Annotated in this window: 15 protein-coding genes and 3 tRNA genes; 4 read left to right on the top strand and 14 right to left on the bottom strand. The window is 72.2% G+C overall.

Going from position 1 to position 22,870, the window contains the following annotated elements; genetic code table 11:
- Positions 1–6: 6 nt before the first annotated feature.
- The 3 genes from ACXJMZ_RS07370 to ACXJMZ_RS07360 all read right to left on the bottom strand — a co-directional run bounded on the left by ACXJMZ_RS07370 (position 7) and on the right by ACXJMZ_RS07360 (position 5,324).
- Positions 7–939, bottom strand: coding sequence for a C40 family peptidase (locus tag ACXJMZ_RS07370; protein WP_457029145.1), 933 nt, complete (start codon positions 937–939; stop codon positions 7–9).
- Entirely contained in the window at positions 936–2,135 is a 1,200-nt protein-coding gene (locus ACXJMZ_RS07365; RefSeq protein ID WP_457029144.1) for an SPFH domain-containing protein, read from the bottom strand. The genes ACXJMZ_RS07370 and ACXJMZ_RS07365 overlap by 4 nt, the downstream gene beginning before the upstream one ends.
- 165 nt (positions 2,136–2,300) lie before the next feature.
- Positions 2,301–5,324, bottom strand: a complete 3,024-nt coding sequence (locus tag ACXJMZ_RS07360) for an Ig-like domain-containing protein (RefSeq protein WP_457029143.1) — start codon at positions 5,322–5,324, stop codon at positions 2,301–2,303.
- A gap of 371 nt (positions 5,325–5,695) precedes the next feature.
- On the opposite strand from ACXJMZ_RS07360, the gene ACXJMZ_RS07355 reads away from it, so the two are divergent.
- Positions 5,696–6,877, top strand: coding sequence for a globin domain-containing protein (locus tag ACXJMZ_RS07355; RefSeq protein WP_457029142.1), 1,182 nt, complete (start codon positions 5,696–5,698; stop codon positions 6,875–6,877).
- An 81-nt stretch (positions 6,878–6,958) separates the two neighbouring features.
- On the opposite strand, the gene ACXJMZ_RS07350 is transcribed toward ACXJMZ_RS07355, so the two are convergent.
- From ACXJMZ_RS07350 to ACXJMZ_RS07340, 3 genes are all read right to left on the bottom strand, one after another.
- A tRNA-Arg gene (locus ACXJMZ_RS07350) sits at positions 6,959–7,031 on the bottom strand.
- A 39-nt stretch (positions 7,032–7,070) separates the two neighbouring features.
- Positions 7,071–7,146, bottom strand: a tRNA-Arg gene (locus ACXJMZ_RS07345).
- 28 nt (positions 7,147–7,174) lie between these two features.
- A tRNA-Ser gene (locus ACXJMZ_RS07340) sits at positions 7,175–7,268 on the bottom strand.
- A 202-nt stretch (positions 7,269–7,470) separates the two neighbouring features.
- Here ACXJMZ_RS07340 and ACXJMZ_RS07335 point away from each other — a divergent pair.
- Positions 7,471–10,644, top strand: a complete 3,174-nt coding sequence (locus tag ACXJMZ_RS07335) for a PAS domain-containing protein (RefSeq protein WP_457029141.1) — start codon at positions 7,471–7,473, stop codon at positions 10,642–10,644.
- Positions 10,645–10,788: 144 nt separating this feature from the next.
- Here the strand turns inward: ACXJMZ_RS07335 and ACXJMZ_RS07330 are convergent, their stop codons facing one another.
- Both ACXJMZ_RS07330 and ACXJMZ_RS07325 read right to left on the bottom strand, forming a co-directional pair.
- Positions 10,789–12,450 (bottom strand): long-chain fatty acid--CoA ligase, encoded by a 1,662-nt coding sequence (locus ACXJMZ_RS07330; protein WP_457029140.1) that lies wholly within the window; start codon positions 12,448–12,450, stop codon positions 10,789–10,791.
- Positions 12,451–12,606: 156 nt separating this feature from the next.
- Positions 12,607–13,524: a DUF1906 domain-containing protein gene (locus ACXJMZ_RS07325; RefSeq protein WP_457029282.1), complete on the bottom strand. Its 918-nt coding sequence runs from the start codon at positions 13,522–13,524 to the stop codon at positions 12,607–12,609.
- A 120-nt stretch (positions 13,525–13,644) separates the two neighbouring features.
- Between ACXJMZ_RS07325 and ACXJMZ_RS07320 the strand changes: the two genes are divergently transcribed.
- Positions 13,645–15,177 (top strand): EamA family transporter, encoded by a 1,533-nt coding sequence (locus tag ACXJMZ_RS07320; protein WP_457029139.1) that lies wholly within the window; start codon positions 13,645–13,647, stop codon positions 15,175–15,177.
- Positions 15,178–15,497: 320 nt separating this feature from the next.
- Here ACXJMZ_RS07320 and ACXJMZ_RS07315 read toward each other — a convergent pair whose 3' ends face one another.
- From ACXJMZ_RS07315 to wrbA, 5 genes are all read right to left on the bottom strand, one after another.
- A complete protein-coding gene (locus tag ACXJMZ_RS07315) occupies positions 15,498–16,724 on the bottom strand; it encodes a 3-hydroxybenzoate 6-monooxygenase (protein ID WP_457029138.1) in 1,227 nt (408 codons plus the stop codon).
- A gap of 73 nt (positions 16,725–16,797) precedes the next feature.
- Positions 16,798–17,895: a transaldolase family protein gene (locus tag ACXJMZ_RS07310; protein ID WP_457029137.1), complete on the bottom strand. Its 1,098-nt coding sequence runs from the start codon at positions 17,893–17,895 to the stop codon at positions 16,798–16,800.
- Positions 17,895–18,656 (bottom strand): SDR family NAD(P)-dependent oxidoreductase, encoded by a 762-nt coding sequence (locus tag ACXJMZ_RS07305; protein WP_457029136.1) that lies wholly within the window; start codon positions 18,654–18,656, stop codon positions 17,895–17,897. Before ACXJMZ_RS07305 ends, ACXJMZ_RS07310 begins: the two co-directional genes overlap by 1 nt.
- 33 nt (positions 18,657–18,689) lie before the next feature.
- Complete coding sequence (locus ACXJMZ_RS07300; RefSeq protein ID WP_457029135.1) at positions 18,690–19,190, bottom strand: AtaL-like protein; 501 nt, start codon at positions 19,188–19,190, stop codon at positions 18,690–18,692.
- Positions 19,191–19,388: 198 nt separating this feature from the next.
- The gene (gene wrbA / locus ACXJMZ_RS07295) at positions 19,389–20,006 is read right to left on the bottom strand and encodes an NAD(P)H:quinone oxidoreductase (RefSeq protein ID WP_457029134.1); all 618 of its coding nucleotides are present in this window, start codon (positions 20,004–20,006) and stop codon (positions 19,389–19,391) included.
- 449 nt (positions 20,007–20,455) lie between these two features.
- On the opposite strand from wrbA, the gene ACXJMZ_RS07290 reads away from it, so the two are divergent.
- Positions 20,456–21,331 carry a shikimate dehydrogenase gene (locus ACXJMZ_RS07290; RefSeq protein WP_457029133.1) on the top strand — a complete coding sequence of 292 codons (876 nt, stop codon included), beginning with the start codon at positions 20,456–20,458 and terminating at the stop codon, positions 21,329–21,331.
- 95 nt (positions 21,332–21,426) lie between these two features.
- On the opposite strand, the gene ACXJMZ_RS07285 is transcribed toward ACXJMZ_RS07290, so the two are convergent.
- Positions 21,427–22,641, bottom strand: coding sequence for an IS701 family transposase (locus ACXJMZ_RS07285; RefSeq protein ID WP_457029132.1), 1,215 nt, complete (start codon positions 22,639–22,641; stop codon positions 21,427–21,429).
- Between the last annotated feature and the right edge of the window lie 229 nt (positions 22,642–22,870).

Below are 22,870 nucleotides of genomic sequence, written 5' to 3'. Positions count from 1 at the left end.
CCCGAGCTACGGGCGGCCGAAGTGGGTCGGGAAATAGCCCTTGCTCAGGGTCGAGATGCGGATGGTGGTGCCTGGGCGGGCGGCTTCCAGGTACTTGTTGTTGCCGAGGTAGATGGCGACATGGTGGATGCCCGAGGCCCGGCTGCTGCTGGACCAGAAGATCAGGTCACCCCGGCGGAGTTCGCCCGACCCGATGTGGCTGATGGCCGCGTACTGGTCGTCCGCGACCCGCGGCAGGTTGATCCCGGCCCGGCGGTACGCCTGCTGCACCAGGCCGGAGCAGTCGAAGCCGGACGGGCCGTTGCCGCCCCAGACGTACGGCTTGCCGAGCTGGGCCGAGGCGAAGGCGATCGCCGACTCGATGCTGCCGTCGGCAGGCGTCGAGGGCGCCGTCGGAGGGGTTGGCGTGGGGGCCGGAGTGGTGCTGCCACCACCGGACTGACCGGTGCGGGCCTGGTACACCGAGAGATGGCTGGTGTATCGCCACTCGCCACTGCTGTTCTTGAACCAGTACTTCGAGCCGTCCCAACCCTGCTGGATACCAGCGGAGTTAGTGGACGAGGGGGACGAACCCGAGCCCTGGCCGGTGCGGGACTGGTAGACCGAGAGGTAGCTGGTGTAGCGCCACTCGCCGCCGGCGTTCTTGAACCAGTACTTCGAACCGTCCCAACCCTGCTTGCTGGGCGCCGGCATGGCGTTCGCGGTGGTCGCCCCCAGCCCGAGCCCGACCACTCCCGCGCCGGCCAGCACGGTGGTGGCGACACAGGTGGCACGGACCGCCCGATGTATTCGGCCGCCGTCGGCACCGCCGGGTCCGGCGGCACTCCGGTCCCTGAGCAGTTGGCGGGCAGCGGCCAGGCAGTGGGCGCAGGTGCACGGTCCGGCGGTCGGGGAGATGTCGGAGAAACCGATCAGGGAGCGGTCGGTGGCTATCTTCACGCGGGCTTTCCTTCCTTCCTCCCGGCCCGGGCGGCCGGCGAGGGTACCGAGGCGGCCACCCCGGCGGGGGCAACGAACGCGACCAGCAGGTGCTCCATCAGCGCGCTGCGAGCGGCCTCGTCCAACTCGTGGGCGGTGGCCCGCTCCAGGCGGCGGACCGCGAGGGCGGCGGCCTCGACCGCGTCGTCCACCAGGACGGTCCGCAGACCGGCGTCCAGGTCCGCGAGGCGGCGGCGGCGCATGCTCTCGGCCACCTCCGGCGCGTAGTCGAGGGCGAGCGGCTGGACCGAGTAGACCTCGATCCCGGCCGGAGCCGCCTCGGCGGCCAGCGACCTGGTCAGCTCGTCGGCGAACCACTGGCCGTCCCGCAGGGCGGGGCCGGGCACGGAGTTGCTGTCGCAGGGCAGGGCACTCGCGGTACGGGTGAGCACCGCGTGCACCTGCTCGCGCAGGTAGTCCTCGTGTTCGGCGATGGCGAGCGTCGCCCTGGCCGTGTCCCGGACCCGCCAGACGATCAGCAGCCGGACCACGATCGGGGTGCCGGTGCGGTCGGCGACCTGGACCGGCTCGCTGCGCCAGTGGCGCAGCCGGATGTCCACCCGACGGCGGCGCAGCAGCGGGTTGACCCAGAGCAGGCCGGTACGGCGGACAGTTCCCCGGTAGCGGCCCCAGCGGGTGAGCACCCGGGTCTCGCCACCGGCGTTGACCAGCAGTCCGGCCAGCGTCACCAGCACCACCAGTCCGGCCGCCGAGACGGCGGCGATCGAGGGGGCGGTGATCTCGGCCCCACCACTGGCCTTGGCGGCACTGCTGCGGAGGTCGGGCAGTGCGTCGAGATGCGGGATCACCCCCGCCCGGGCGAGTACCAGGACCACGCCGGCCAGCGCGGCCAGTAGGACCAGCAGGGCGAGCCAGCCGGGCAGCGAACGGGCCGACTGCTCACGGAGGGTGGAATCGGTCCGGGGCGGACGGCGGCTCGCCCGGGACTCACTGCTCGACGCGCCGACCGGCGCGGTGACCGGACCGCAGTCCAGCTCGTCCTGGACGGTCACCGGCCGGGCCTTGATCAACGGCTTGGCGACCGCGTCCGCGACCGCCTTGCTGAGCTGGGTGGCACCGCCGCCACGCTGGGGGAGCTCGGGCGGGGCGGGAGGCCAGGAGTTGGGTCGCGGCGAAGATTCGCGGGTGACGTCCATGCACGGTTCCTTGGGGGTCGGTGTGTCGCGCAACGGGCGGCCCGGATCTGACGGGCGGTGCCAGATTCAGGCTAAGTTGATAAGTCATCAAATGCGACATTTAGTGCGCGGCGTGTCGCAGCCTATCTGACGGCGCGTCGGGCGACGCGCCGTCAGATCCCCAGCTCAGCGGCGTCGCCGCCCACCCGGACCGCGACCGAACACCCGACGGGTGAGCAGTCCGACCGCCGCCAGCATCAGCAGCACACCGCAGGCCGCCGTACGCCACGTCTCGGAGCTAGGACGCTCGGCGCCGGCCGGCGGCGCGGCGAGGTTGCGCGCCTCCGGACCCGTCGGATCGGCCGAAGCCGAAGCAGCCGGACTGCCGGAGTCGGACCCCTCGGGCTCCCCTGGAGCGGCGGGAGCAGCAGGCGCGGCGGCCTTCGTGGCGGAGGGGGTGGGGCTCGCGCTCACCGTCGGCGAAGTGCTCGCTGCGGGCGAGGGCGTGGCGCTCATGACGGGCGTGGCGCTCGTTGCGGCCACGGCACTCGCCGCCGCCACCACGCCGACCGCCGGCGAGGCCGACCCGTCGACCGGAACGGCCACCGAGGCCGACGGTGCTGCCGACCCGGCCGGCGGCGCGACCGCAGCCACGGACGGGGATGGGGACGGGGACGGGGACGGGGACGAGGACGGGGTCACAGGCGAGGACGGGGACGGCACAGGCACGACCGAGGGGGCCGGTGACGGAAGCACCGCAGGCTGCTCGGCCATCACCGGCGGAACCACGATCGGCAGAATCGCCGCAGCCTGGTCGGGCGTCAACACCGGCTCGCCGAACGGAGGTTCGACACCGGCCACCGACCCCGAGGGCGACGGCACCGACGGAACGGGTACGGGTGTGACCGCAGGCGAAGCCAGCACCGGCGACGGCGACGGTACGACTGACGGCACCACAGAGGCCGAGGCAGCGACAGACGCCGAAGCGGAAGCCGAGGGCGAGGGCGAGGGCGAGGGCGACCCGGGCACCGACGGCGACGCCGAAGCCGACGGCACCGCCACCGGCCGCGCCGTGACCGTGACCGCGTCCGCCGAGGTGGCGTTGCCGGCCCGGTCGGTGGCGGTGACCACCAGGGTCTGCTCACCCGCCGTCAGATCCCGGGCGGGCGTGCAGCTCCAGGCTCCGTCCACCCCGGTCACGGCGGTGCACAGGACCACCCGCTCCCCAGCCGTACCGCCCCGGGTGGTGACGGTGACGGTGGAGCCGGGTTCGGCCCGGCCGGTCAGCCGGGGGCGGGCGGAGGTGAGTTCGGTGCCTGCGGCGGGCGAGCCGAGCACCGGCCGGGGCGGCGCCACGGTGTCGACCGTGAGCGGCACCGGCTGGCCGGCCGTCCGGTTGCCCGCGCCGTCGGTGGCCGCTGCGGTCAGCTGGTGCTTGCCGTCGGCGAGGTTCTCGACCGGCAGGCAGGACCAGCTGTGGTCGGCCGCCACGGCGGTGCTGCACAGCTCGCCGGCGATCCGCCCCGCGCCGGGGGCGTTGGCGGCGTCCACCACCGAGACGGCGCTGCCGGGGTCGCCGGTGCCGGTGAGCAGCAGGCCCGGGTCGTTGGTGTACTCGGGCAGGGTGAGGACCGGCGCGGCCGGCGGTTCGGTCTTGACGGTGATCTTGATCTCCTCGCCGCGCAGCACCACACCACCCTTGGTGGTCTCCACCGGGGTGAGGGCGTGGCTGCCCGCCGGGAGCGGCGTGTCGGGTCGGCAGCTCCACCGGCCGTCCTTGCCCACGGTGGCCCGGCAGAGCGTGGTGTCACCGGCCATGATCGCGACGGTGGCGCCCTGCACCCCGGCTTCGCCCCGGATCTCCGGGCGGGGATCGGCCACCACGGCTCCGCTGACCGGGCCGGTGATCTCCGGCCGGGCGGCTCCGACCGCGAGCTTGATCTGCTGGTCGGTCACCTCGCCGGAGTCTGCGAAGCCGCCGGGGGTGACGAGTTGGGCGGAGTTGCGGGCGATCCGCAGCCGGGCCCAGGTCTCACCGGCGGCGGCGTTTCCGGGGACGGTCCACTCCAGCTGCGCGCTCTTCGCGCCGACCACCACCTCGCTCTGCACCCGTTCGGTGGCGTCGAATCTCCCGTTGTGGTCGAAGTCGATCCAGCCGGCCAGGATGGCCGGGCCCGGGCCGGGGCTGACCGGCACGGTGAGGCCGTAGTACCGCCCGATCGCCGCCTCGGCGGGGAACTGGACGGTCGGGTCGGCACCCTGGTACTCCCCGCGCCCGGGCTGGAGTTCCGGCGGGGCCGGGTTGGCCCACGGGCTTCGGCGGCTCGCTCCGCCGTCCAGCTCGACCATCGGCTGTTCCCGCTCGCGCAGTTCGGCCGGCTCCTGCGGGGCCGAGCTGCCGGCGGGCACCAGCCGCTGCGCGGAGGCGCCGGCGACGGTCGGCCGCACCGCGGCGGTACCGGTGGCGGTCCGCCCGAGGAAGACGTCGGAGACCAGGTGCGAGACGTTCCCGTACCCCTGCGGGGCGGTGCCGACGCCTTCGTCGAGCGTGACGGTGTACGCCTGTGCCAGCGGCTCGGGGGCGGTGCTGGAACCGTCCCGTGGAGTGCTGCGCTGTTCGACCCGGAAGGTCACCGTGCTGACGGTGCCGGAGAGTTCGAGCGTGCCGCTACCGGGGGTGGTTCCGTCGGTGGCGCCCTCGCCGGTCGGGGTCAGGGCGTTGTCGCCGACCGTCCAGCCGGCCCAGTCGGTGCGGGCGACCAGGCTGGGGGCGCTCGGGGAGCCGCCCGTGACGGTCAGTCGGCTCGCGGTCCCGGTGGTGCCGCCCTTGCCGGTAGCAAGTGCGGCCAGGCCGCTGAGGTGCAGCCGGGGATTGCGGACGGCGCGGCCGAAGGAGAGCTGAAGGGTGCCGAGGGTGCGCCAGGAGCCGTCAGCCGTCGGGCGTTCCACGCCGAGTTCGAAGCGGGTGGCCGGGTCTCCACCGCGCAGCCCGTCCGCGTATCCGGGGCCGCCGGTGGCGAGTTTTCCGGGGGCGGTCCGGACCGCGATTCCGGGGAGGGGGGCGAAGTCGAACTGGATGCCGAGACCGGACGGCAGGACGGCCCGGCGCTCGGCGGTCCAGGATTCCGGGGTCTGTTGGGCTTCGGCAGCCGGGCCGAGCAGGGTCAGATTCCCGCCGACCAGAAGCCCGGTGGCCGTGATCGCGGCCATTTTCCGGGTGATTCCGTTCCGTCTCGGCGGTCTCGTGGCCCACCTGCCCGAGCTGGTGGCTGACGACTCGGCGGCATGGGAGGACTGTCGGCTCATCCGGCTCTCCTTCGGTGTCGGCCGCCAACCGGTGCGGCAGGCATAAGTTCTGACAAAACGGAATCACGATCTGGAGTCCGTCATACCGTGACACCGCGAGGAATGCCCCAGTGCTACCCGATTGGCGGTCACTCGTCCGGCAGCCTAGGAAACTGACGGGTTATCCGTTTTCAGCCACTCGGGGTTGGTGGCCAACCGGTCGTTACTGTCCGGTGCTTGACCGTTCATTACTGATACCTGTTCGAATAATTCGCAGCTTGCGTAGAATCTGCGCAGTGTCCTTCGACCCCGCGCTCATCCGCGCCAGCTTCGCCGTCGTCGAGCGCCGGGCCGACCAGCTGGTCAAGTACTTCTACGTGCACCTGTTCGCACACAGCCCGGAGCTTCGCCGACTGTTCCCCGCAGAGCTGACCGAGCAACGCGACCGTCTGTTCCACGCACTCACCCAGGTGGTGCTCCAGCTCGAACAGTCGGACCAGTTCACCGAGTACCTGCGCGCGCTCGGCCGGGACCACCGGAAGTTCCGGGCCGCCGCCGAGCACTACCCCGCCGTCGGAGCCAGCCTGCTCGCCGCGCTGCGGCACTTCTCCGGCCACTCCTGGACCCAGGAGATCGAGAAGGCCTGGTCCGAGGCGTACACGGTGATCTCGCAGGCCATGCTCGAGGGCGCCCGGGCCGATGCCCAGGCCCCGGCCTGGTGGGAGGCCGAGGTGACGGACCGTCGGCGGGCGGCCGCCGACCTGGTGGTGCTCACCCTCCGGCCCGACCGCCCGTACCCCTACACGGCCGGCCAGTACCTCTCGCTCAGCTCGCCCCGGCTCCCCCGGCTCTGGCGCTCGTACACGATCGCGGGCGCGCCCCGCACCGACGGCACCCTGGAGCTGCACGTCCGCCGGGTGTTCGGCGGGCAGCTGAGCAGCCTGCTGGTGAACGACGTACTGCCGGGCGAGACGCTGCTGCTCGGCCCGCCGATCGGGGACACCGTGGTCGACCAGCGCTCCGACCGGCCGCTGCTGGCCGTGGCCGGCGGCACCGGCTGGGCCACCGTCAAGGCGCTGATCGAGCAGCTGGCCCGCGGCCGGCAGCGCTCGGCCACCGTCTTCCTGGCCGCCCGGCAGGACGCCGACCAGTACGACCTGTCGGCCGTCCGGGCCCTGGTCGCCGAACACGCCTGGCTGGAGGTGGTGCTGGCGGCTCCCGAGGACGGCGCCGAGCGGGAGGCGGCGGTGGACCTGCTGCGGACCGGCCTGCGGCACGTCTCCGACTGGTCCGGCCACGACATCTACCTCAGCGGCCCGCCGGACCTCGCGCCCGAACTCGCCGAGCTGCTGGTCGAGCTGCACGCCGAACCCGAACTGATCCGGTACGACCCCGCGCCGCTGACCGCGCGCAGCGGCCGGCCGCTCTCCTCGTCCGAGTGGTTCCTCACCCCGCGGTCCGCACCGTGGGTCCGGTGACCGGGCGGGCCAGGTGGCTGTGCGGGCAGGCTGCCGGGAACGGCGAAGGCCCCGGGCGATGAACCCGGGGCCTTCGATCTGTGCGCTCAGCAGGATTCGAACCTGCAACCTCTTGATCCGTAGTCAAGTGCTCTATCCGTTGAGCTATGAGCGCTCGGGCGACCCAACTGACAGGCCGCAGAGCGATGGTGCGTGGTGCGCTCAGCAGGATTCGAACCTGCAACCTCTTGATCCGTAGTCAAGTGCTCTATCCGTTGAGCTATGACCCCCGCCGGTCTCTGACCGGCGGGGCTCCAGTGGCGGAGGCTGAGGGATTTGAACCCTCGATGGGCTTGAAGGCCCAAACCGCATTAGCAGTGCGGCGCCATAGACCGGACTAGGCGAAGCCTCCTCCACGACGGACCGCACCGACCAGCGGTGCACTCCGTGCGACTGAGATGATGCCACAACCCCAAGGCCTGACACCAACCACCGACAACGTTACCGGCCGGGTCGTCCACGGCGCAAAGAAGAATGAGATACTCCAGTCTTCCGAGGAGAGCGCGAGCCGCCGGTCGCACGCCGTGACACAAGCCGTGAGGAGACCTGTCGACGTGAGCAGCAGGCCGATCCGAGGCGCTGCTCGCCTCGCCGCCATACTCGATGCCCTGCCCGACGCCCTGTTGCTGGTGAACAGCAACGGAACAGTCGTGGACGCCAACTCCGCCGCCGTCCAGGCCATGCAGACCCCCGGCACCTCGCTGGTCGGGATGGGCGTGCTGGCCCTGCTGCCCGAGTTCGACCCGAGCCGGATTCCCGGCTCGATGCGGCCCGCCCCGCGCGAGCCCGAGGGGCTGGACCGGCCGGTCCGGATGACCGCCTGCCGGACGGACGGCTCGACCTTCCCGGTCGAGGTCTCCGGCAACGACTTCACGGACGACGGCGAGGCCCGCGGCAGCTCCGGCTACACCTCGCTCTACCCCCAGGACGGCGGCTCCGCCGGTGAGCTGCTGCTCCTGCTGGTCCGCGACCTGAGCAGCCGGCTCGGCGTCGAGGCCGAGCTGCGCAGGCAGCACAAGCAGACCGAGATGATCCTGCGGGCCGCCGCCGAAGGCGTGCTCGGGGTGGACCTCGAAGGCCGCGTGGTGCTGGTCAACCCGGCCGCCGCGCACATCCTCGACTACCGGGCCAGCGAGCTGGGCGGCCGCGAGCTGCACCCGCTGATCCAGCACTCGCAGGCGGACGGCAGCCCGCTGGCCCTGGAGGGCTCGGCGCTGCTGGACACCCTGACCTCGGGCCGCAAGCACCGGGTCAGGGGCGCGGTGCTCTGGCGCAAGGACGGGCGGCCGGTGACGGTCGACCTGACCACCGCCCCGGTCCGGGACGGCGACCAGCTGGTCGGCGCCGTGATGACCTTCACCGACCGGACCAGGGAGTTGGCACTGGTCGCGCGGAACGAACATCTGACGGCCGTTCTGGAGAGCGAGCTGGGCGGGGCGCTGGACACACTGCACCGGCGGATCGACGCACTGGCCGCCGACCCGGCCGGGCAGCTCTGGCCGGAGGCCAACTGGACCCTGCGGCGGCTGGCCGACGAGTGCCGCCGGTTCGGCACGCTGATCGACGGGGTGCTCTCCCACCAACGGTTCGAGAGCGAGGCCGAGACCGGCCAGCAGGAGCTGGACCGTCGCCCGGTCGGGCTGGACAAGGTGGTCCAGCGCGCCGTCGAGCAGGCGGGCGAGCTGGTCGGCGCGGGCCGGGTCAGGTACTCGGTGCACGCGGCGGGCGTCGTGGTGGTCGCCGACCACGAACGGCTCGCCCGGGCCCTGGCCCACCTGGTGGCGGACGTCAGCGGCGTGGCGCTCTCCCTGGACACGCCCGGCGCGACCGCCAACCCCGACGGCGTGGCCGAGGCACCGATGGTGGTGCTGGCCGCCGCCCAGCGCGGCGAGGTCGCCCGGATCGAGGTGCGCGGTCCTTCCCGTACGGTCAACCCGGTCCACCTGCCGATCGCCCGGAGCACGGTCGAGCGACACGGCGGAGTGCTCCAGCGGCACGAGCTCCCGTCCCGGGCCGGCACCACGTACGTGGTGGAACTCCCGCTCGACCCGGCCACGGTGACCGGGGCCGGCGTGACGGTGCACCACCATGTGCCCAAGGAGACCGACACCGCGATGCTGCCGGACCTCCCCGAGGTCCCCCCGGCAGACGTCCCGGACGTCAAGGAACAGGCGGCCGAGGAGCCGGCGGACCGCACCGACGAGCAGCGGCCCGAGGCGGAGCCGAGCGGGCCGACAGATCGTCAGGCCGAGCCCACCAGGGGCCCGATCGCCCTCGGCCCCGGCCCGACGACCTCGCCGGTGTCCCAGCCGATGCCCGAGCCGGCCGCAGTGCCGGTGCCCGCACCGGTGCTCGCGCCGACGTCGGAGCCGGTGGCTGCCGAGCCGGTCGCGGCCGAGGAGGAGAACGCCCGCAGCGGGCGCCGTCGTCGGGGGCTGCCCGAGTCGCTGTCGATCCCCGGGGTGCCCGACCCCGGCACGCCGGTCTACCCCGGCCTCGAACTGGCGCTGCCCGAGGTGCCGCCCGCTCCGACCGAGCAGCCGGCCGTCCAGCCGACCGGCCGCCGCCGTCGGCTGGCGCTGCCCGCCCAGTCGGAGCCCAGCCCGGTGCCCGAGCCTCGCAGGGCACTCGAACTCCCTTCCGGCGCAAGCCGGTCCGAACCGCCGGCCGAGCAGCCGCGGACCGAACCGGAGGCCGCGCCCGAGCCGCCCCGGCCGGTCGGCAGCGGGCTCGGCGAGCTGGCCCCGCCCCGCCCCTCGGGTGGCTTCGCGGGGGCGTTCCCGAACGCCTTCCCGCAGCAGTCCGCGCCGGTCGAGCGTCCCGCGCTGCCCGCCCTGCCCGCCCTGGCCAGTGCGCCGGAGCAGAGCAGCGAGCCCCCGGCGCCCGTCGAGCCTCGTACGCCCCCGCGGCCGACCGCCGAACTCGCCCTGGCCGGGCGGGAGTCGGCACCGGTCATGGCCGAGGACCCGCCGACCATGGTGGTGCCGACCGTCGACGGCGGCCCACGCCGGCTGCTGGTCTGGCCCGAGCCCGACCCGTCCACCAAACAGGCGCTCCAGGACCGCGGCTACCGGCCGGTGATCGTCCGCTCCCGCGAGGAGGTGGACGCCCAGGTGTCCTCGTACCCCGCCGCGCTCTTCGTCGACCCGCTGACCGGGCCGATCACCCGCACCGCCCTGCAGTCGCTGCGGACCGCCGCGCTCAACAGCCGGGTGCCGGTCCTGGTCACCGCCGGTCTGGGGCAGGCCACCCGGGACGCCGCGTACGGGGCCGATCCGGCCGTCCTGCTCCGGGCATTGGCGCCCAAGGACAGTGAGAACCACTCCTCCCGGGTGCTGCTGGTCGAGTCCGACCCGGACATCGCGGCCGCGCTGATCGCCAGCCTGGAGCGGCGCGGCATGCACGTCGAGCACGCCACCGACGAGAACGACGCGGTCTCCCGGGCCAGCAGCGTGCAGCCGAATCTGGTGGTGATGGACCTGCTGCAGATCAGGCGCCGCCGGGTCGGCCTGCTGGACTGGCTGCGCGCCAACGACCGACTGCACCGCACCCCGCTGGTCGTCTACACCTCGGTCGACCTCGACCCGCAGGAACTGCCCCGACTGCGGACCGGCGAGACCGTGCTCTTCCTCGCCGAACGCTCCACCTCCGAGGACGTCCAGTCCCGCATCGTCGACCTGCTCGGCCGGATCGGCAGCCTCGGCGAGGTGAGCGCAGCGCGCAGCTAGGCCCTCTGGGCATCAGCCACCAGGGGCTCGGGGAACTGCGAGGAGGTCTGGCGTGCGGGTCAAAGGCGAAAGTGCCTGACCGTTTACGCACGTTGAACGCTCCTGAGGTCGGCGTCGCAGTTCCCCGAGCCCCTGGTGGTGCGACTAGTTCTTGCCGAGTGTCGTCACGTCGAGGTCGTCGGCTGCGTACTGGGCGCGGATGACCTTCTTGTCGAACTTGCCGACCGAGGTCTTCGGGACGGACTCGACGATCGACCAGCGCTCGGGCAGCTGCCAGGAGGCGATCCGCTCGGCGAGGAAGGCCCGCAGTTCGGGGAGGCCGACGGTCGCGCCGGGCCGCAGGACCACGGTGGCCAGCGGCCGTTCGCCCCACCGCTCGTCGGGCACCGCCACCACTGCGGCCTCGGCCACCTCGGGATGGGCCATCAGCTGGTTCTCCAGCTCGACCGAGGAGATCCACTCGCCGCCGGACTTGATCACGTCCTTGGCCCGGTCGGTCAGCGTCAGGTAACCGTCGGGGGTGATGGTGCCGACGTCACCGGTGCGCAGCCAGCCGTCCGGGCTGAACTTGTCCTCGGGCCGCTCGGGCTCCTGGCCCGCACCGGCGAAGTAGGCACCGGCGATCCACGGCCCGCGCACCTCCAACTCGCCTGCCGCGACGCCGTCGTGCGGCATCCGCTCGCCGCCGGGCCCGATCAGCCGGGCCTCCACCGAGGCGGGGAACAGGCCCTGGCTGACCCGGTAGGGCCACTCCTGCTCCGGCGTCAGACCGGCCGGGGGCTGAGCAAAGGATCCGAGCGGCGAGGTCTCGGTCATGCCCCAGGCGTGCACCACCCGGATGCCGTGCCGCTCCTCGAAGCCACGCATCAGGGCGGGCGGACAGGCCGAACCCCCGATCACCACCATCCGGAGCGAGGAGGTGTCGTAGGAGCCCGCGTCCAGCTCGTCCAGCAGGCCGTTCCAGATGGTCGGCACGGCGGCGCCCACGGTGGGCTTCACCCGGTCGATCATCTCGGCCAGCGGCTTGGGCTGGAGGAAGCGGTCCGGCATCAGCAGGTCGGCGCCCGACATGAAGGCGGCGTACGGCATGCCCCAGGCGTTCACGTGGAACATCGGGACCACCGGCAGCGCGATGTCACGGACCGTCAGGGCGAAGCTGTCGGCCGAGTTGACCTGCATGCAGTGCAGGTAGACCGAACGGTGGCTGTACGCAACGCCCTTGGGGTCGCCGGTGGTGCCGGAGGTGTAGCAGAGCGCGGCGGCCCGGCGCTCGTCGATGTCGGTCAGCCACGGGTAGTCGGTGGGCCGGTCCGCGATCAGTGCCTCGTAGTCGTGCACCCGGCCGGCGAAGCCGTCCAGCAGCGAGCGGTCGCCGGGACCGTTCACCACGATGTGCTTGAGCGTCGGGTTGAGCTGCGGCAGCACCGCGGCGAGCAGCGGCAGCACGCTGCCGTCGACCAGGATCACGTGGTCGGCGGCGTGGTTGATGATGAACGCCAACTGGTGCCCGGGCAGCCGCAGGTTGAGGGTGTGCAGCACCGCGCCCATGGACGGGACGGCGAGGTACGCCTCCAGGTGCTGGGAGTTGTTCCACATCAAGGTCGCCGTCGTGGTCCCCTCGGTCACCCCGAGCTCGTCCCGCAGCGCGTGCGCCAACTGCCCGGCCCGCGCCCCGATCTCGGCGTACGTGCGGACCACCGGCCCGGTGCCGTCCCAGGTGGTGACGGTGGAGTTGCCGTGCAGGGTCGAGCCATGCGTCAGAATCCGGGCGACGGTGAGCGGTACGTCCTGCATCGTGCTGAACACGCGGGTCCTCCTTGACCGGGCGGGCAGGGCAGCGCGCCACTACTTCTACTGGCGAGTAAGGCGATGCTGCTCGGCCCCGATTCTGTCGTCAAGGCACCGGACTGTCAGCGGCGAAAGTCACGCCGCCCCCGCAGATCGGGCACAGTCGGCCCGGCCTCAGCTCGCGACCGGTCCGTCCACCTGGTTCCGGTCGATGCTGAGGGTGGCGCCGCCCCAGGTCTCCTGGACGTTGCCCTGGTACTGGTGGATGCGCTGGCGGGCGGACCACTGGTCCGGGTCGAGACTGCCGGCCCCCGCGGTGTCCGCCCGGCCGTCCCAGCGGGCGTACCAGACCGCGTCGGGGAGCGGGGCGCTGCCCGCGCGGGCGGCGGCGGCCAGGTCGGAGACGCCGGAGTCCGCGCTGGAGTAGAAGCCCGAGCGGAAGCCCTCCTGATGAAGCTTCCGGGTCCAGCCGACGGTGAAGTCGATCACGCTCTGGGCGCAGGACCGGTCGCCGCGCGGGTAGGACTCGATGTCCAGGTAGACCGGGCTGCCCTGGCCCAGGCCCAGGGAGCGCAGCGCGGCGGCGGCCTCGGCCGCCTCGGCCTGGCCCTGCTGGACGGCGGTGGCCGGGTCGATCCGCTTCGGCTTGTTGCCGAGCGTGCTGCACGGTGCCTGCAGGCCGACGTGAGTGGGCATCAGCTGCCAGCCCATCGCCCGGACCTTTCGGACCCAGTCCGCGGTCAGCCGGGGCTGTGAGCAGCCGCGCTGGCCACCGCTGACGTAGATGCCGACCGCACCGTAGGGGGAGCTCTGCTTCCAGGCCGTCATGGCCTCCAGCGACGGGGCGGTGCAGACGTCGAAGCCGGGTCCGGCGAACAGCCGCCGGGCCGGCTGCGCCCTGGTCCCGGGACGGTCGGCGAGCACGGTGGCCCGGAGGACGACCGGGGGCGGGGCAGCTGCACCAGCCGACTGGGGAGTGGCGGCCGCCACCGGCTCCGCCGCCGACGCGGTGCTGCCGTCCGGCAGCCCGTCGGTGGCGAGCAGCAGGACGAGGGAGGCCGCAGTGAGGGCAGCGGGGCCCAGAAAGCGCATCACCTCTCGATACTGACCAATCGTCAGACAAATGCGAGGTCCGGCCGGTGAATTCACCCGTCCGCACCTGCATAGTCATGTGCTTGCCGGGATTACGGTCCTTACGCGAGACTGATCCGCATGTCCAGCCTCGACCTGTCCACCGACCACCGCACCGACCGCCGCGCCGACCACCCCACCGGCCCCCGATGGTCCGCCCGGGTCCCGGCGCCGGTGCTCTGTGTGGTGGCGATGTTCGCCGTGCAGCTCGGCATCGCGCTGTCCAAGCCGCTGTTCGGACAGCTCGGGGTCGGCGGCGCGACCTTCCTCCGGCTGACCTTCGCGGCGGCCGTCCTGCTGGCGCTGACCAGGCCCCGGCTGCGCGGACGCGGCGCGCGGGAGCTCGGCTCGACCGCGCTGCTCGGGCTGGCCTCGGCCGGGATGACCCTGCTGTTCGCCGGGGCGGTGGACCGGCTGCCGATGGGCACCGCCGCGACCATCGAGTTCCTCGGCCCGCTCGGCGTGGCGCTGGCACTGTCCCGCCGGCTGACCCATCTGCTCTGGGCGCTGCTCGCGGGCGGCGGGGTCGCGCTGCTCACGCTGCTGGGCGAGGGCGGCCACGGGAGCGGCGGCGGCCTGGACCCGGTCGGGCTGGCCTGCGCCTTCGGGTCGGCCGCCTGCTACGCCGGGTACATCCTGCTGACCGACAAGGTCGGCGCCACCTTCCAGGGCTTTCAGGGACTCGCGGTCTCACTGTCCGTCAGCGCGGTGCTGGTCGCGCCGTTCGGGGCGGTCGAGGCCTGGCACGGGCTGGCCGCCACCGAGTCGCCGGTCACGCTGCTGCTCGGGGTGGCCGGGGTGGCGCTGCTGCTGCCGGTGATCCCGTACGTGCTGGAGATGACCGCGCTGCGGCGGCTGCCGCAGCGGGTGTTCAGCGTGCTGGTCAGCCTGGAGCCCGCGGTGAGCGCGCTGCCCCCCCCGGCCCCGCCCCCGCCCGGGCCCCGCACCTCCCCGGGGGCGGGGCCGACCACCGCCACCGCCCACAGAGGTGTACGCGCTGTACCGGGAGTGAGTGACCCTCTCCACCCCGTACGGCTCGGTCGGTCGTGCGGCCGGGTGCTCAGCTCACCCTGGCCCGCTCCCGCTGTCCGGCGCCCCCGCCGGACGGTGCGGGACCACTCAGTGGAAGACCGGCGCGAAGACGAAGTTGAAGTCCCGGTTGCCCTGGTCGCTGAAGATGAAGCCGGTGTTGTCCTTGACCTGGAAGTTGTTGTTCTGGTTCGACGCGCCGGAGCCGGTGGCCACCTGCTGGGTCTGGTTGTAGTTGCCGGTGACGGTGCCGAAGATGTTCCCGCTGCCGACGTTGGACACCACGCTGCTGTTGGAACCGTCTCCCGCCAGGGCTCCGTTGTCGGCCGAGGCGGCGCCGGCGCCCACGAGCAGCAGAGCGGCTGCGAGCGGGGCGGCGGCCAGCAGGCCGACCAGTCGGGTGGTGCGAGTGCGAGCCATGTAAAGCCTCCAGATAGCTGCTGCGGTACTTCCGGTACTGCGCTTACTGCTTGCAGGAGTTCGCGGCCAGACGAACAGCTGCGGGGCTGCGACGCCGAGGAACAGGTTTCCGCAACAAATCGACAAAGCGCCAGTACCGGCTCCCCTTTTCGCCCATTAGCGTGACGTGACCTGCGATCCGCATAGTCCGGGAACAGCCGGTTCGTAGGCAGACACACCGTCGCTCACCTGCCGCTCCCACCGAATGGCGGCAGCGCGGTGCGGTCATCGACCCGGCGCGTGGGCAGGATTGTCGACCGCCCTCGCGCCACCCCGGCGCACTCACTAGCCACACGCGCCCCACGGCACACGAACCGGCCATTCCGGTCGGCGTGTTCGGCCATTGGCCGAATGCATAGGACAGTGATTTGAATGACAGAAATCCTGTCGGTTCGGAAAAGAATAGCGGGCCAGACCCCAGGGGGCGTGGGGTCCGGCCCGCCGGCTCAGCGGACGGTGATCGTCCGGCGGCCGGTCAACGGCGGGTCGGTGACCCGGCCTTCGCCCACCCGGGCGCCGTGCAGCCACTCGACCTTCCGGTACAGCTCCTCGGGGGAGAGTGCGGCCAGCATCGTGTTGCGGGCCCGGGCCTGCTCGCCGGCCGGGTGGTAGAGGCGGCGGCCCAGCTCCCGGGCGACCAGCTGGGCGGCGGCGGTGCGCTCGCGCCGCTCGCCGGCGAACTTCTCGAAGCGCTGCTCGAACTCCCCGGCCTCGGTGCCGATCAGCTCGCCCAGCACCACCGCGTCCTCCAGCGCCTGGCAGGCGCCCTGGGCCGCGTACTGCAGCATCGGGTGCGCGGCGTCGCCGACCAGCACCACCCTGCCGTCGGTCCACCGGTCCACCGGGTCGCGGTCGCAGAGCACCCAGGACCGCCACTCCTCGCCCAGCTCCAGCAGCCTTCGCGGGATCTCGCCGAGCCCCGGGAACGCGTTCAGCACGAAGTCCCGCCCGGTCGGGACGGCGGTCACCGCGTGCCGGGCACCGTCGTCCCGGGTCGCCGCCAGGTTGAGGTACTCACCGCCGCCGATGGGGTAGTGCACGAAGTGCCACTTCGGCCCCGCCCACAGCGTGACGGTGTTCCAGCGCAGCTCCGCCGGCACCTTCTCCATCGGGATGACGGAGCGGTAGATGGTGTGTCCCGAGACCTGCGGGGCGCCGTCACCGACCAGTTGCCTGCGCACCGCGGAGTTGATCCCGTCGGCGCCGATCAGCGCGTCGCCGCGCACCTGCTCGCCGTCGGCCAGCAGGACGGTGACGCCGTCCCGGGTCTGCCGGTAGCTCCGCACGGCCGCGCCGGTACGGAGCTCGATGCCCGCCGCCGCCCGGGCCGCCGCCAACAGCGGGGCGTACACGTCGATCCGGTGCACCACCGCGTACGGGTTGCCGAACCGCTCCCGGTACCCGCCGGTCAGCGGCATCCGCACCACCAGCTCACCGGTGGTGCCGTCCATGAAGCGCAGCTCGTCGATGTGCACGGCGCGGTCCCGGACCTCGGCGCCGACGCCGAGCCGGTCGAGGGCGTGGAACGCGTTCGGGCCGAGCTGGATACCGGCGCCGAGCTCGGTGAAGGTGTCACGGCTCTCCAGCACCACCACCCGGTGGCCCTTCCGGGCCACACCGAGTGCCGTCGCCAGGCCGCCGATGCCGCCGCCGGCCATCAGGATCTTCGCCATCGGAGCTGTCCTGCCTTTCGTCGGGTCCGAGCGGGTCGGGTGCGGGGCCGGGTCGGGCGGATCGGACGAAATCTCAGGCCGCGGTGCCGAGCTCGGCCAGCCGGGCCAGCACCCGCTCCAGCAGCTCCGCCCTGGCCAGCCGCAGGTCGGCCAGGGCCTCGTGCTCGGCGGCGGCCAGCAGCTTCGGCAGGTCGACGCCGAACCGGTCCAGGTAGCCGAGCACCTGCTCGGCGTCCGCGTACCCGCCGGCGAACCGGTCCGCCGAGGCGGGTCTGCCGTGCTCGGCGAGGGCGGTCAGGGTCTGTTCGGAGAGCAGGGTGACCGAGTTCGGTGCCACCAGCTCCTCGGCGTACCGGGTGTCCCGGTACCGACGGTCCATCACCTCGGTGGCGTCCCAGAGCAGTCGCTGCGGCCGGGCCCCGCGGGCGGCCAGCCCGTTCCAGCGGGCCGAGCCGAGCTCGCGCTCGTACCGCCGGTAGACCAGCCGGGCCAGCGCGATCCCGCCCTGGCCGCGGAACGCCCGGGCCTCCGGGCTGCCGATCAGGTCCAGTTCGTGGTCCAGCACGGTGTCCAGCAGACCGACCGGCAGCCCGGCCACCGAGTTGATCCGGGAGACGTCCAGGCCGTTCGCGACGGCCAGTTCGAGACCGGACAGGAAGGCCTCCAGCACCTGGCGGTAGCGCTCCTCGGTGAGCACCAGTGAGACGTGCACACCGATCCCCTCGCCCAGGCAGCGGGTGATCGCGGGCAGCGCCTCGGGCGTGGCCGGGATCTCCATCAGCAGGTTCTGCCGGTCCACCGCCAGGTGCAGCGAGCGGGCCTCGGCCAGCGTGAGGCAGGTGCTCTCGACGAACGAGGGGTCGATCCGGGCCGAGACCAGTCCGTCCAGACCGGCCGTCCGCAGGTACACCGGCTCCAGCACCTCGCAGGCCCAGCGCAGGTCACTGACCGTCAGCTCGCGCAGCGCGATCGCGCCCGTGGCCCCCCGGGCGGCCAGCTCGGCCAGCTGCTCGCGGTACGTGTCGTCGTCCCCCAACGCACCGGTGACCCCCACCACGCACCGGTCACGGACCAGCCGGGTCAGGCCGCCGTCCGCCAGCCGGTCGCGGCCGAGGCCTTCCAGCCACAGGGAGACGCCCTCCCCGGAGAGCTCGCGCAGAATCCCGATCATCAGGCGGTGGCACCGCCGTCCAGCACCAGGTCGTGACCGACCACGAAGCGGGCCTCCTGGCTGGCCAGCCAGAGCACCGTGTCGGCGATCTCCTCGGTCCTGGCGACCCGGCCGACCGGCAGGCCGGCCCTGACCCGCTCGGCGCGCTGCTGCTCGCTCTCGTCGGAGCGCCGGTCCTGGTCGGTGTCGACGGTGCCGGGGCTGATCGCGTTGATCCGGATGCCGTGCGCGATGTACTCCCGGGCGGCGGTGCGGGTCAGCGTGGAGAGTGCGGCCTTGGAGGCGGCGAAGGCACCGAAGCCGGGCACCCGGCCGTGGATGCTGATGTTGGCCGCGGTGTTGATGATGACGCCGCCGCCGTTCGCCTTCATGTGCGCGATCTCGTGCTTCATCAGCAGCCAGGCCCCGGTCAGGTTGGTGGCCAGGATGTCGCCCCAGACCGCCTCGCAGACCTCGGCCAGCGGGCTGGCCTGTCCCATCACACCGGCGTTGTTGAAGGCGACGTGCAGACCGCCGTGCCGCTCGACCGTGGAGCGGATCAGCTTGATGACGTCCATGCCGTGCGTGACGTCGGCCCGGGCGCAGTCGGCGGTGCCGCCCTCCTTCTCGATCAGTGCCACGGTCTCCCGCAGCTCGTGCGGCTCCCGGCCGGCCACCATGACGGTGGCACCCTCACGGGCGAAGGCCAGCGCGGTGGCCCGGCCGATACCGGAGCCGCCGCCGGTGACCAGGGCGACCTTGCCGTCGAATCGTGCGGTCATCAGGTTCCTCCTGTGGGGGATGGGCAGGGCGGCTCAGGCCGCGTTGGTCAGCCCGGCGGACGGACCGTCAAGGACCGGGCGGGCCGCCCGGATCTCGTCGATCACGGCCCGCAGCGCGTCGGTGAAGTAGGCGTCCGCGGCCTCCAGGAACCTGCTCTCCCGGACCGCCCGCTCGATACCGGCCGGGGCCAGCTCGACCGAGATGGTGAGCGCCAGGACGCCGTCCTCGGTCCGGTCGATCCGGTTACCGATCGCCTTGATCTCCGGGTCCCGCGGCTGCCGGTAGAGCACCGACTCGCCCGGCTCGACCTCGACCCGCTGGAACACCGTCCGGCCGTCCCGCACAATGCTGCGGGTGAACCCGCCGGAGAACCGGTCGAGCACCGTGCACTCGGTGATGGCGGGGAGATACGGAACGGGATTCTCCGCCTTCACCAGCAACTGCCGCCAGAGCCCCCGGGCATCGAGCTGTTCGTACTCCGGAGTCGCCCCGGAATTTACCGGTACGGTCCAGGCGATGGTCACCGCTGACATCTGTCGATCCTCCCACCGGAATTACCGAGCCGTGCTCTCTGTGCAGAACTCTGAATGAATACGACAGTGGCGGCAACAATGATTCGACTACTTCGTCAGCTGCCGGTACGGGAAACGGCGCAGGGGATTCCGGAAGGAATTCGGAATCCCCAGCGCCGTTTATGACGGGCCGTTACCACCGTTCGTCACGACAGACCGTCAGGCGGCGGCCAGGCCGACCTTCAGTGCCGTGGCGATCTGCACCGCGCGGCGGGCCTGGAACGCGATCGCCTCGAGGTTCTCGTCGTTCGGGGCGCCGACCAGGTTGTTGGAGACGTGGCTGGTGCCGTACGGGTTGCCGTTGCTCGGCGCGAACTGGATGCCGTCCGAGTAACCGGGGGCCACGATGATGGCGCCCCAGTGGTAGAAGGTGTTGTTCAGCGCGAGCAGGGTGCTCTCCTGGCCACCGTGCAGGGTGGAGGTGGAGGTGAACGAGGAGACCACCTTGTTCACCAGCTTGCCCTGGAACCACAGGCCACCGGTGGTGTCGATGAACTGCTTGAGCTGGGCGGCCGGCAGGCCGAACCGGGTCGGGGTGCCGAACAGGACGACGTCGGCCCACTCCAGGTCGTCGAGGGAGACCTCGACGACGTCCTTGGTGGCCTCGACGTGGTCGGCCCACTCCTGCTTGGTGGCGACCACTGCGGCGGGAGCCAGCTCGGCGACCTTGCGCAGCCTGACCTCGGCGCCCGCCTTCTCGGCGGCCGTCGCGGCCTCCTCCGCCAGCTTGTGCACGTGGCCGGTGGACGAGTAGTAGATGATGGCGACGTTGGTCACAGTCGCTGCTCCCATTCGGAATTCGTCAGATTCGGGATCCCTGCGGTCACCCCGTCCCCTCGACTCTCCCGCAGGCCACGAACCACCGGCAATCCTGGCCCGTCGACTTCATCACCTTGCACCGCCGACGAATTGACGAGCGTCCAGGGCACCGACGCGGACCCCCCGCACCGGGTCCGTCCCGGTGGTCACACCGCGATCGACCGTGTGCCGAAGATGTGAAAAGCCCCCCCGGTGACCGGTGAAGATCACCTCGGTTCGACCGGCCGGATCCCGGCGTTTCCGACAAAGTAGCCGGGGGACTGTGTCAGGTCGTCCGCGAAGGTGACTCTGTGTCAACCCGGCCGACCACTCCGGGTACCGAGTACCTATGGTGAGGGGGCAACGGGGACGACAATCGGAACTCAATGATCCGGGCAGGCGTTCCCCTGGCGGAAGGAGCACCACCGATGCGCACCGAACAGCCACCCGTGCTGGAGACCGGCGTGCCGCCTCGCCAGACGGCCCGTCGCGCGGCGGTACTCGGCTCCCCGGTCAGTCAGTCGCTCACACCCGTCCTGCACCGCGCGGCCCTCGCCGCGATGGGTCTGGACTGGAACTACCAGGCCATCGAGTGCGACGAGACCGGACTGCCCGGCGTACTGGCGCAGTCGACCGCCGGCCTGGCCGGGCTCTCGCTCTGCATGCCGCTGAAACGCGCGGTGCTGCCGCTGATCGACGAGGTCAGTGACCTGGCCCTGGACGTCGGCGGCGCGAACACCGTGGTCTACCGGCGCGGCCGCAGCCACGGCGACAACACCGACGTGTACGGGATGCTCACCGCGCTGCACGAGGCCGGGGTCAGCTCACCCGGCACCGCGGTCGTGCTCGGCGGCGGCTCGACCGCCTGCTCGGCGCTGGCCGCGCTGCGTGAACTCGGCGTGCTGGAGCCCGCGGTGGTGGTCCGGGAGCGCAGCCGCGCGGCCGAGGCCACGTCGGCGGCCGGGCGGCTCGGCATCGCGGTGGACGTGCACACCTTCGGACAGCTCGACGAGCTGCTCCCCGGTGCCGGACTGGTGATCTCCACCCTGCCGGCCGGGGCCGCCGACACCTTCGCCGCGGCCGTGATGCACTCCCGTGCGGCGGTCTTCGACGTGGTCAGCTCGGCCTGGCCGACCCGGCTGGTGAAGGCCGCCGGTTTCGCGGGCTCCACGGTGGTCGACGGCCTGTCCTTCGCGGTCCACCAGGCCGCCAGGCAGCTCGAGTTGATGACCGGCCGGAGCGACATCCCGATCCAGACGATGCGGCGCGCCGCCCAGACCGAGCTGCTCCACCGGGCGGACTGACGGGCCTGCCGCACCGGCAGCTGCACGCCGCGGCAGCCGGACCGGATCTCCCCGTCCGGGCCGCCGCCCCGCACACCTGCCGCCCCCGGTCGCCATCAGGCCGAGAGCTCCTGCGACTTGTCGAAACCCTGCCGGCGCGCGGACGAGAGCACCGAGATCGCGTGGGCCACCGAGCAGAGTGTGGCGTGCCGGTGCCAGCCGGCGTAGGAGCGGCCCTCGAAGTCCCGCATCCCGACCCGCCCGCTGACCTCGGCGAAGTCCTTGGCCACCCGCCGGGTGAGCCGCCCCAGCCGGAGCAGGGCCACCGGCGGTACGTCCACCAGGTTGGAGAGCCAGAGTTCGGCGGGCTTGCCCTTTGCGCCCGACCAGCCGCCGACCAGGGCCAGCGCCCGCTCCGGCTGGACCACTGTGCCGGGCCGCCGGATCGTCGGCATGGTGACCCTGGTACCGCTCACGAGTATCGACCTGGTGATCGAGTACTCCGGGTCCACCCAGCCGACCGGACGGGAGAATCGTTTCGCCCATTCGATCAACTGCTGTGCCTGGAAGACCCGTTCACCCCTCCCCGGCAGACTGCCGTCGAAGCCGACCAGCCTGGTCGAGCCGCTCACCCGCATCACGAACGGGACGTTGCGCCGGCAGAACTCCTCGACCAGCACGGCCGCGTCGAGCTCGCGGGCGTCCAGCACGGCCGGGCGGCGGCGCAGCCCCCAGTCCGGCGCGGCCAGCTCGACCACGCTGTTGACCGCACACAACTCCGGTGTGGTGGCCGAGACTTCGTCCGGGATCTTGGCGCGCTTGCGGCGCTCCTCGTTGGCCAGCCAGTCCGCCGGGAGCACCAGCCCCCAGTTCACCGGCGCGCTCATGTCCTCGCTGGCGAGCCAGACTCCGTACGCCTGCTGACTGTTGACCACCCGGCCGAGCTCGGTCCGGAAGGACTCCTCGACGCCGACCGAGTGCTCGCCGGCCTTCGGGATCGCCATCGAGTTGAGCACCCAGGCCTGCGGCAGCAGCACTCGGTCCAGGTGCTTGCCCAGCGCCTGCCGGACCGGGCCCCAGCGCCAGGACGAGTCGCTGATGAAGTGGTGCAGGCTCTGCTCGGCGGCGCCGTAGCCGGCCACCGCCGCCAGGGCCCGCATCGACTTGCGGCCCTGCACCGAGAGCAGCCCGGAGATGTACCACTCGCCGCGGGCGCGCTGGTCGCGGCGCTTCAGCGAGGCCAGCATCCGGCGGGAGAAGTCCGTGACGAAGTCATCCGCCACGTCCCCCCAGATGTGCTCAGGAACGTTCTTGTCGCTTACACCTTCCACAGCCCCCGTCCCCTCTTCTGCGGTCGCGAACCTGGCGGGCTCCGAGCGCCGGGTGGCGACGATGAGCCAGATGCGAGGTGCTGGTGATGGATACGATACAGAACCGACTGGTTGGTTTCATCTACTACGTCATCTTGGCACGAGAGGGACTCGACCACAACGTCCGAGCCAAATCCGACCTGATGCAGCATACTAGATACCGCACAGTTGGTTTGTTACGATGCGATAC

The organism is Kitasatospora sp. P5_F3 (assembly GCF_054049135.1).
This window is presented reverse-complemented; position numbering and strand designations above follow the sequence as displayed.

Bases quoted from the DNA above. Each gene is read 5' to 3' on its own strand.
- ACXJMZ_RS07365 (WP_457029144.1), bottom strand. From the start codon at position 2,135: ATGGACGTCACCCGCGAATCTTCGCCGCGACCCAACTCCTGGCCTCCC.
- ACXJMZ_RS07360 (WP_457029143.1), bottom strand. From the start codon at position 5,324: ATGGCCGCGATCACGGCCACCGGGCTTCTGGTCGGCGGGAATCTGACC.
- ACXJMZ_RS07325 (WP_457029282.1), bottom strand. From the start codon at position 13,524: ATGCGCTTTCTGGGCCCCGCTGCCCTCACTGCGGCCTCCCTCGTCCTG.
- ACXJMZ_RS07320 (WP_457029139.1), top strand. From the start codon at position 13,645: ATGTCCAGCCTCGACCTGTCCACCGACCACCGCACCGACCGCCGCGCC.
- ACXJMZ_RS07315 (WP_457029138.1), bottom strand. From the start codon at position 16,724: ATGGCGAAGATCCTGATGGCCGGCGGCGGCATCGGCGGCCTGGCGACG.
- ACXJMZ_RS07310 (WP_457029137.1), bottom strand. From the start codon at position 17,895: ATGATCGGGATTCTGCGCGAGCTCTCCGGGGAGGGCGTCTCCCTGTGG.
- ACXJMZ_RS07305 (WP_457029136.1), bottom strand. From the start codon at position 18,656: ATGACCGCACGATTCGACGGCAAGGTCGCCCTGGTCACCGGCGGCGGC.
- ACXJMZ_RS07300 (WP_457029135.1), bottom strand. From the start codon at position 19,190: ATGTCAGCGGTGACCATCGCCTGGACCGTACCGGTAAATTCCGGGGCG.
- ACXJMZ_RS07290 (WP_457029133.1), top strand. From the start codon at position 20,456: ATGCGCACCGAACAGCCACCCGTGCTGGAGACCGGCGTGCCGCCTCGC.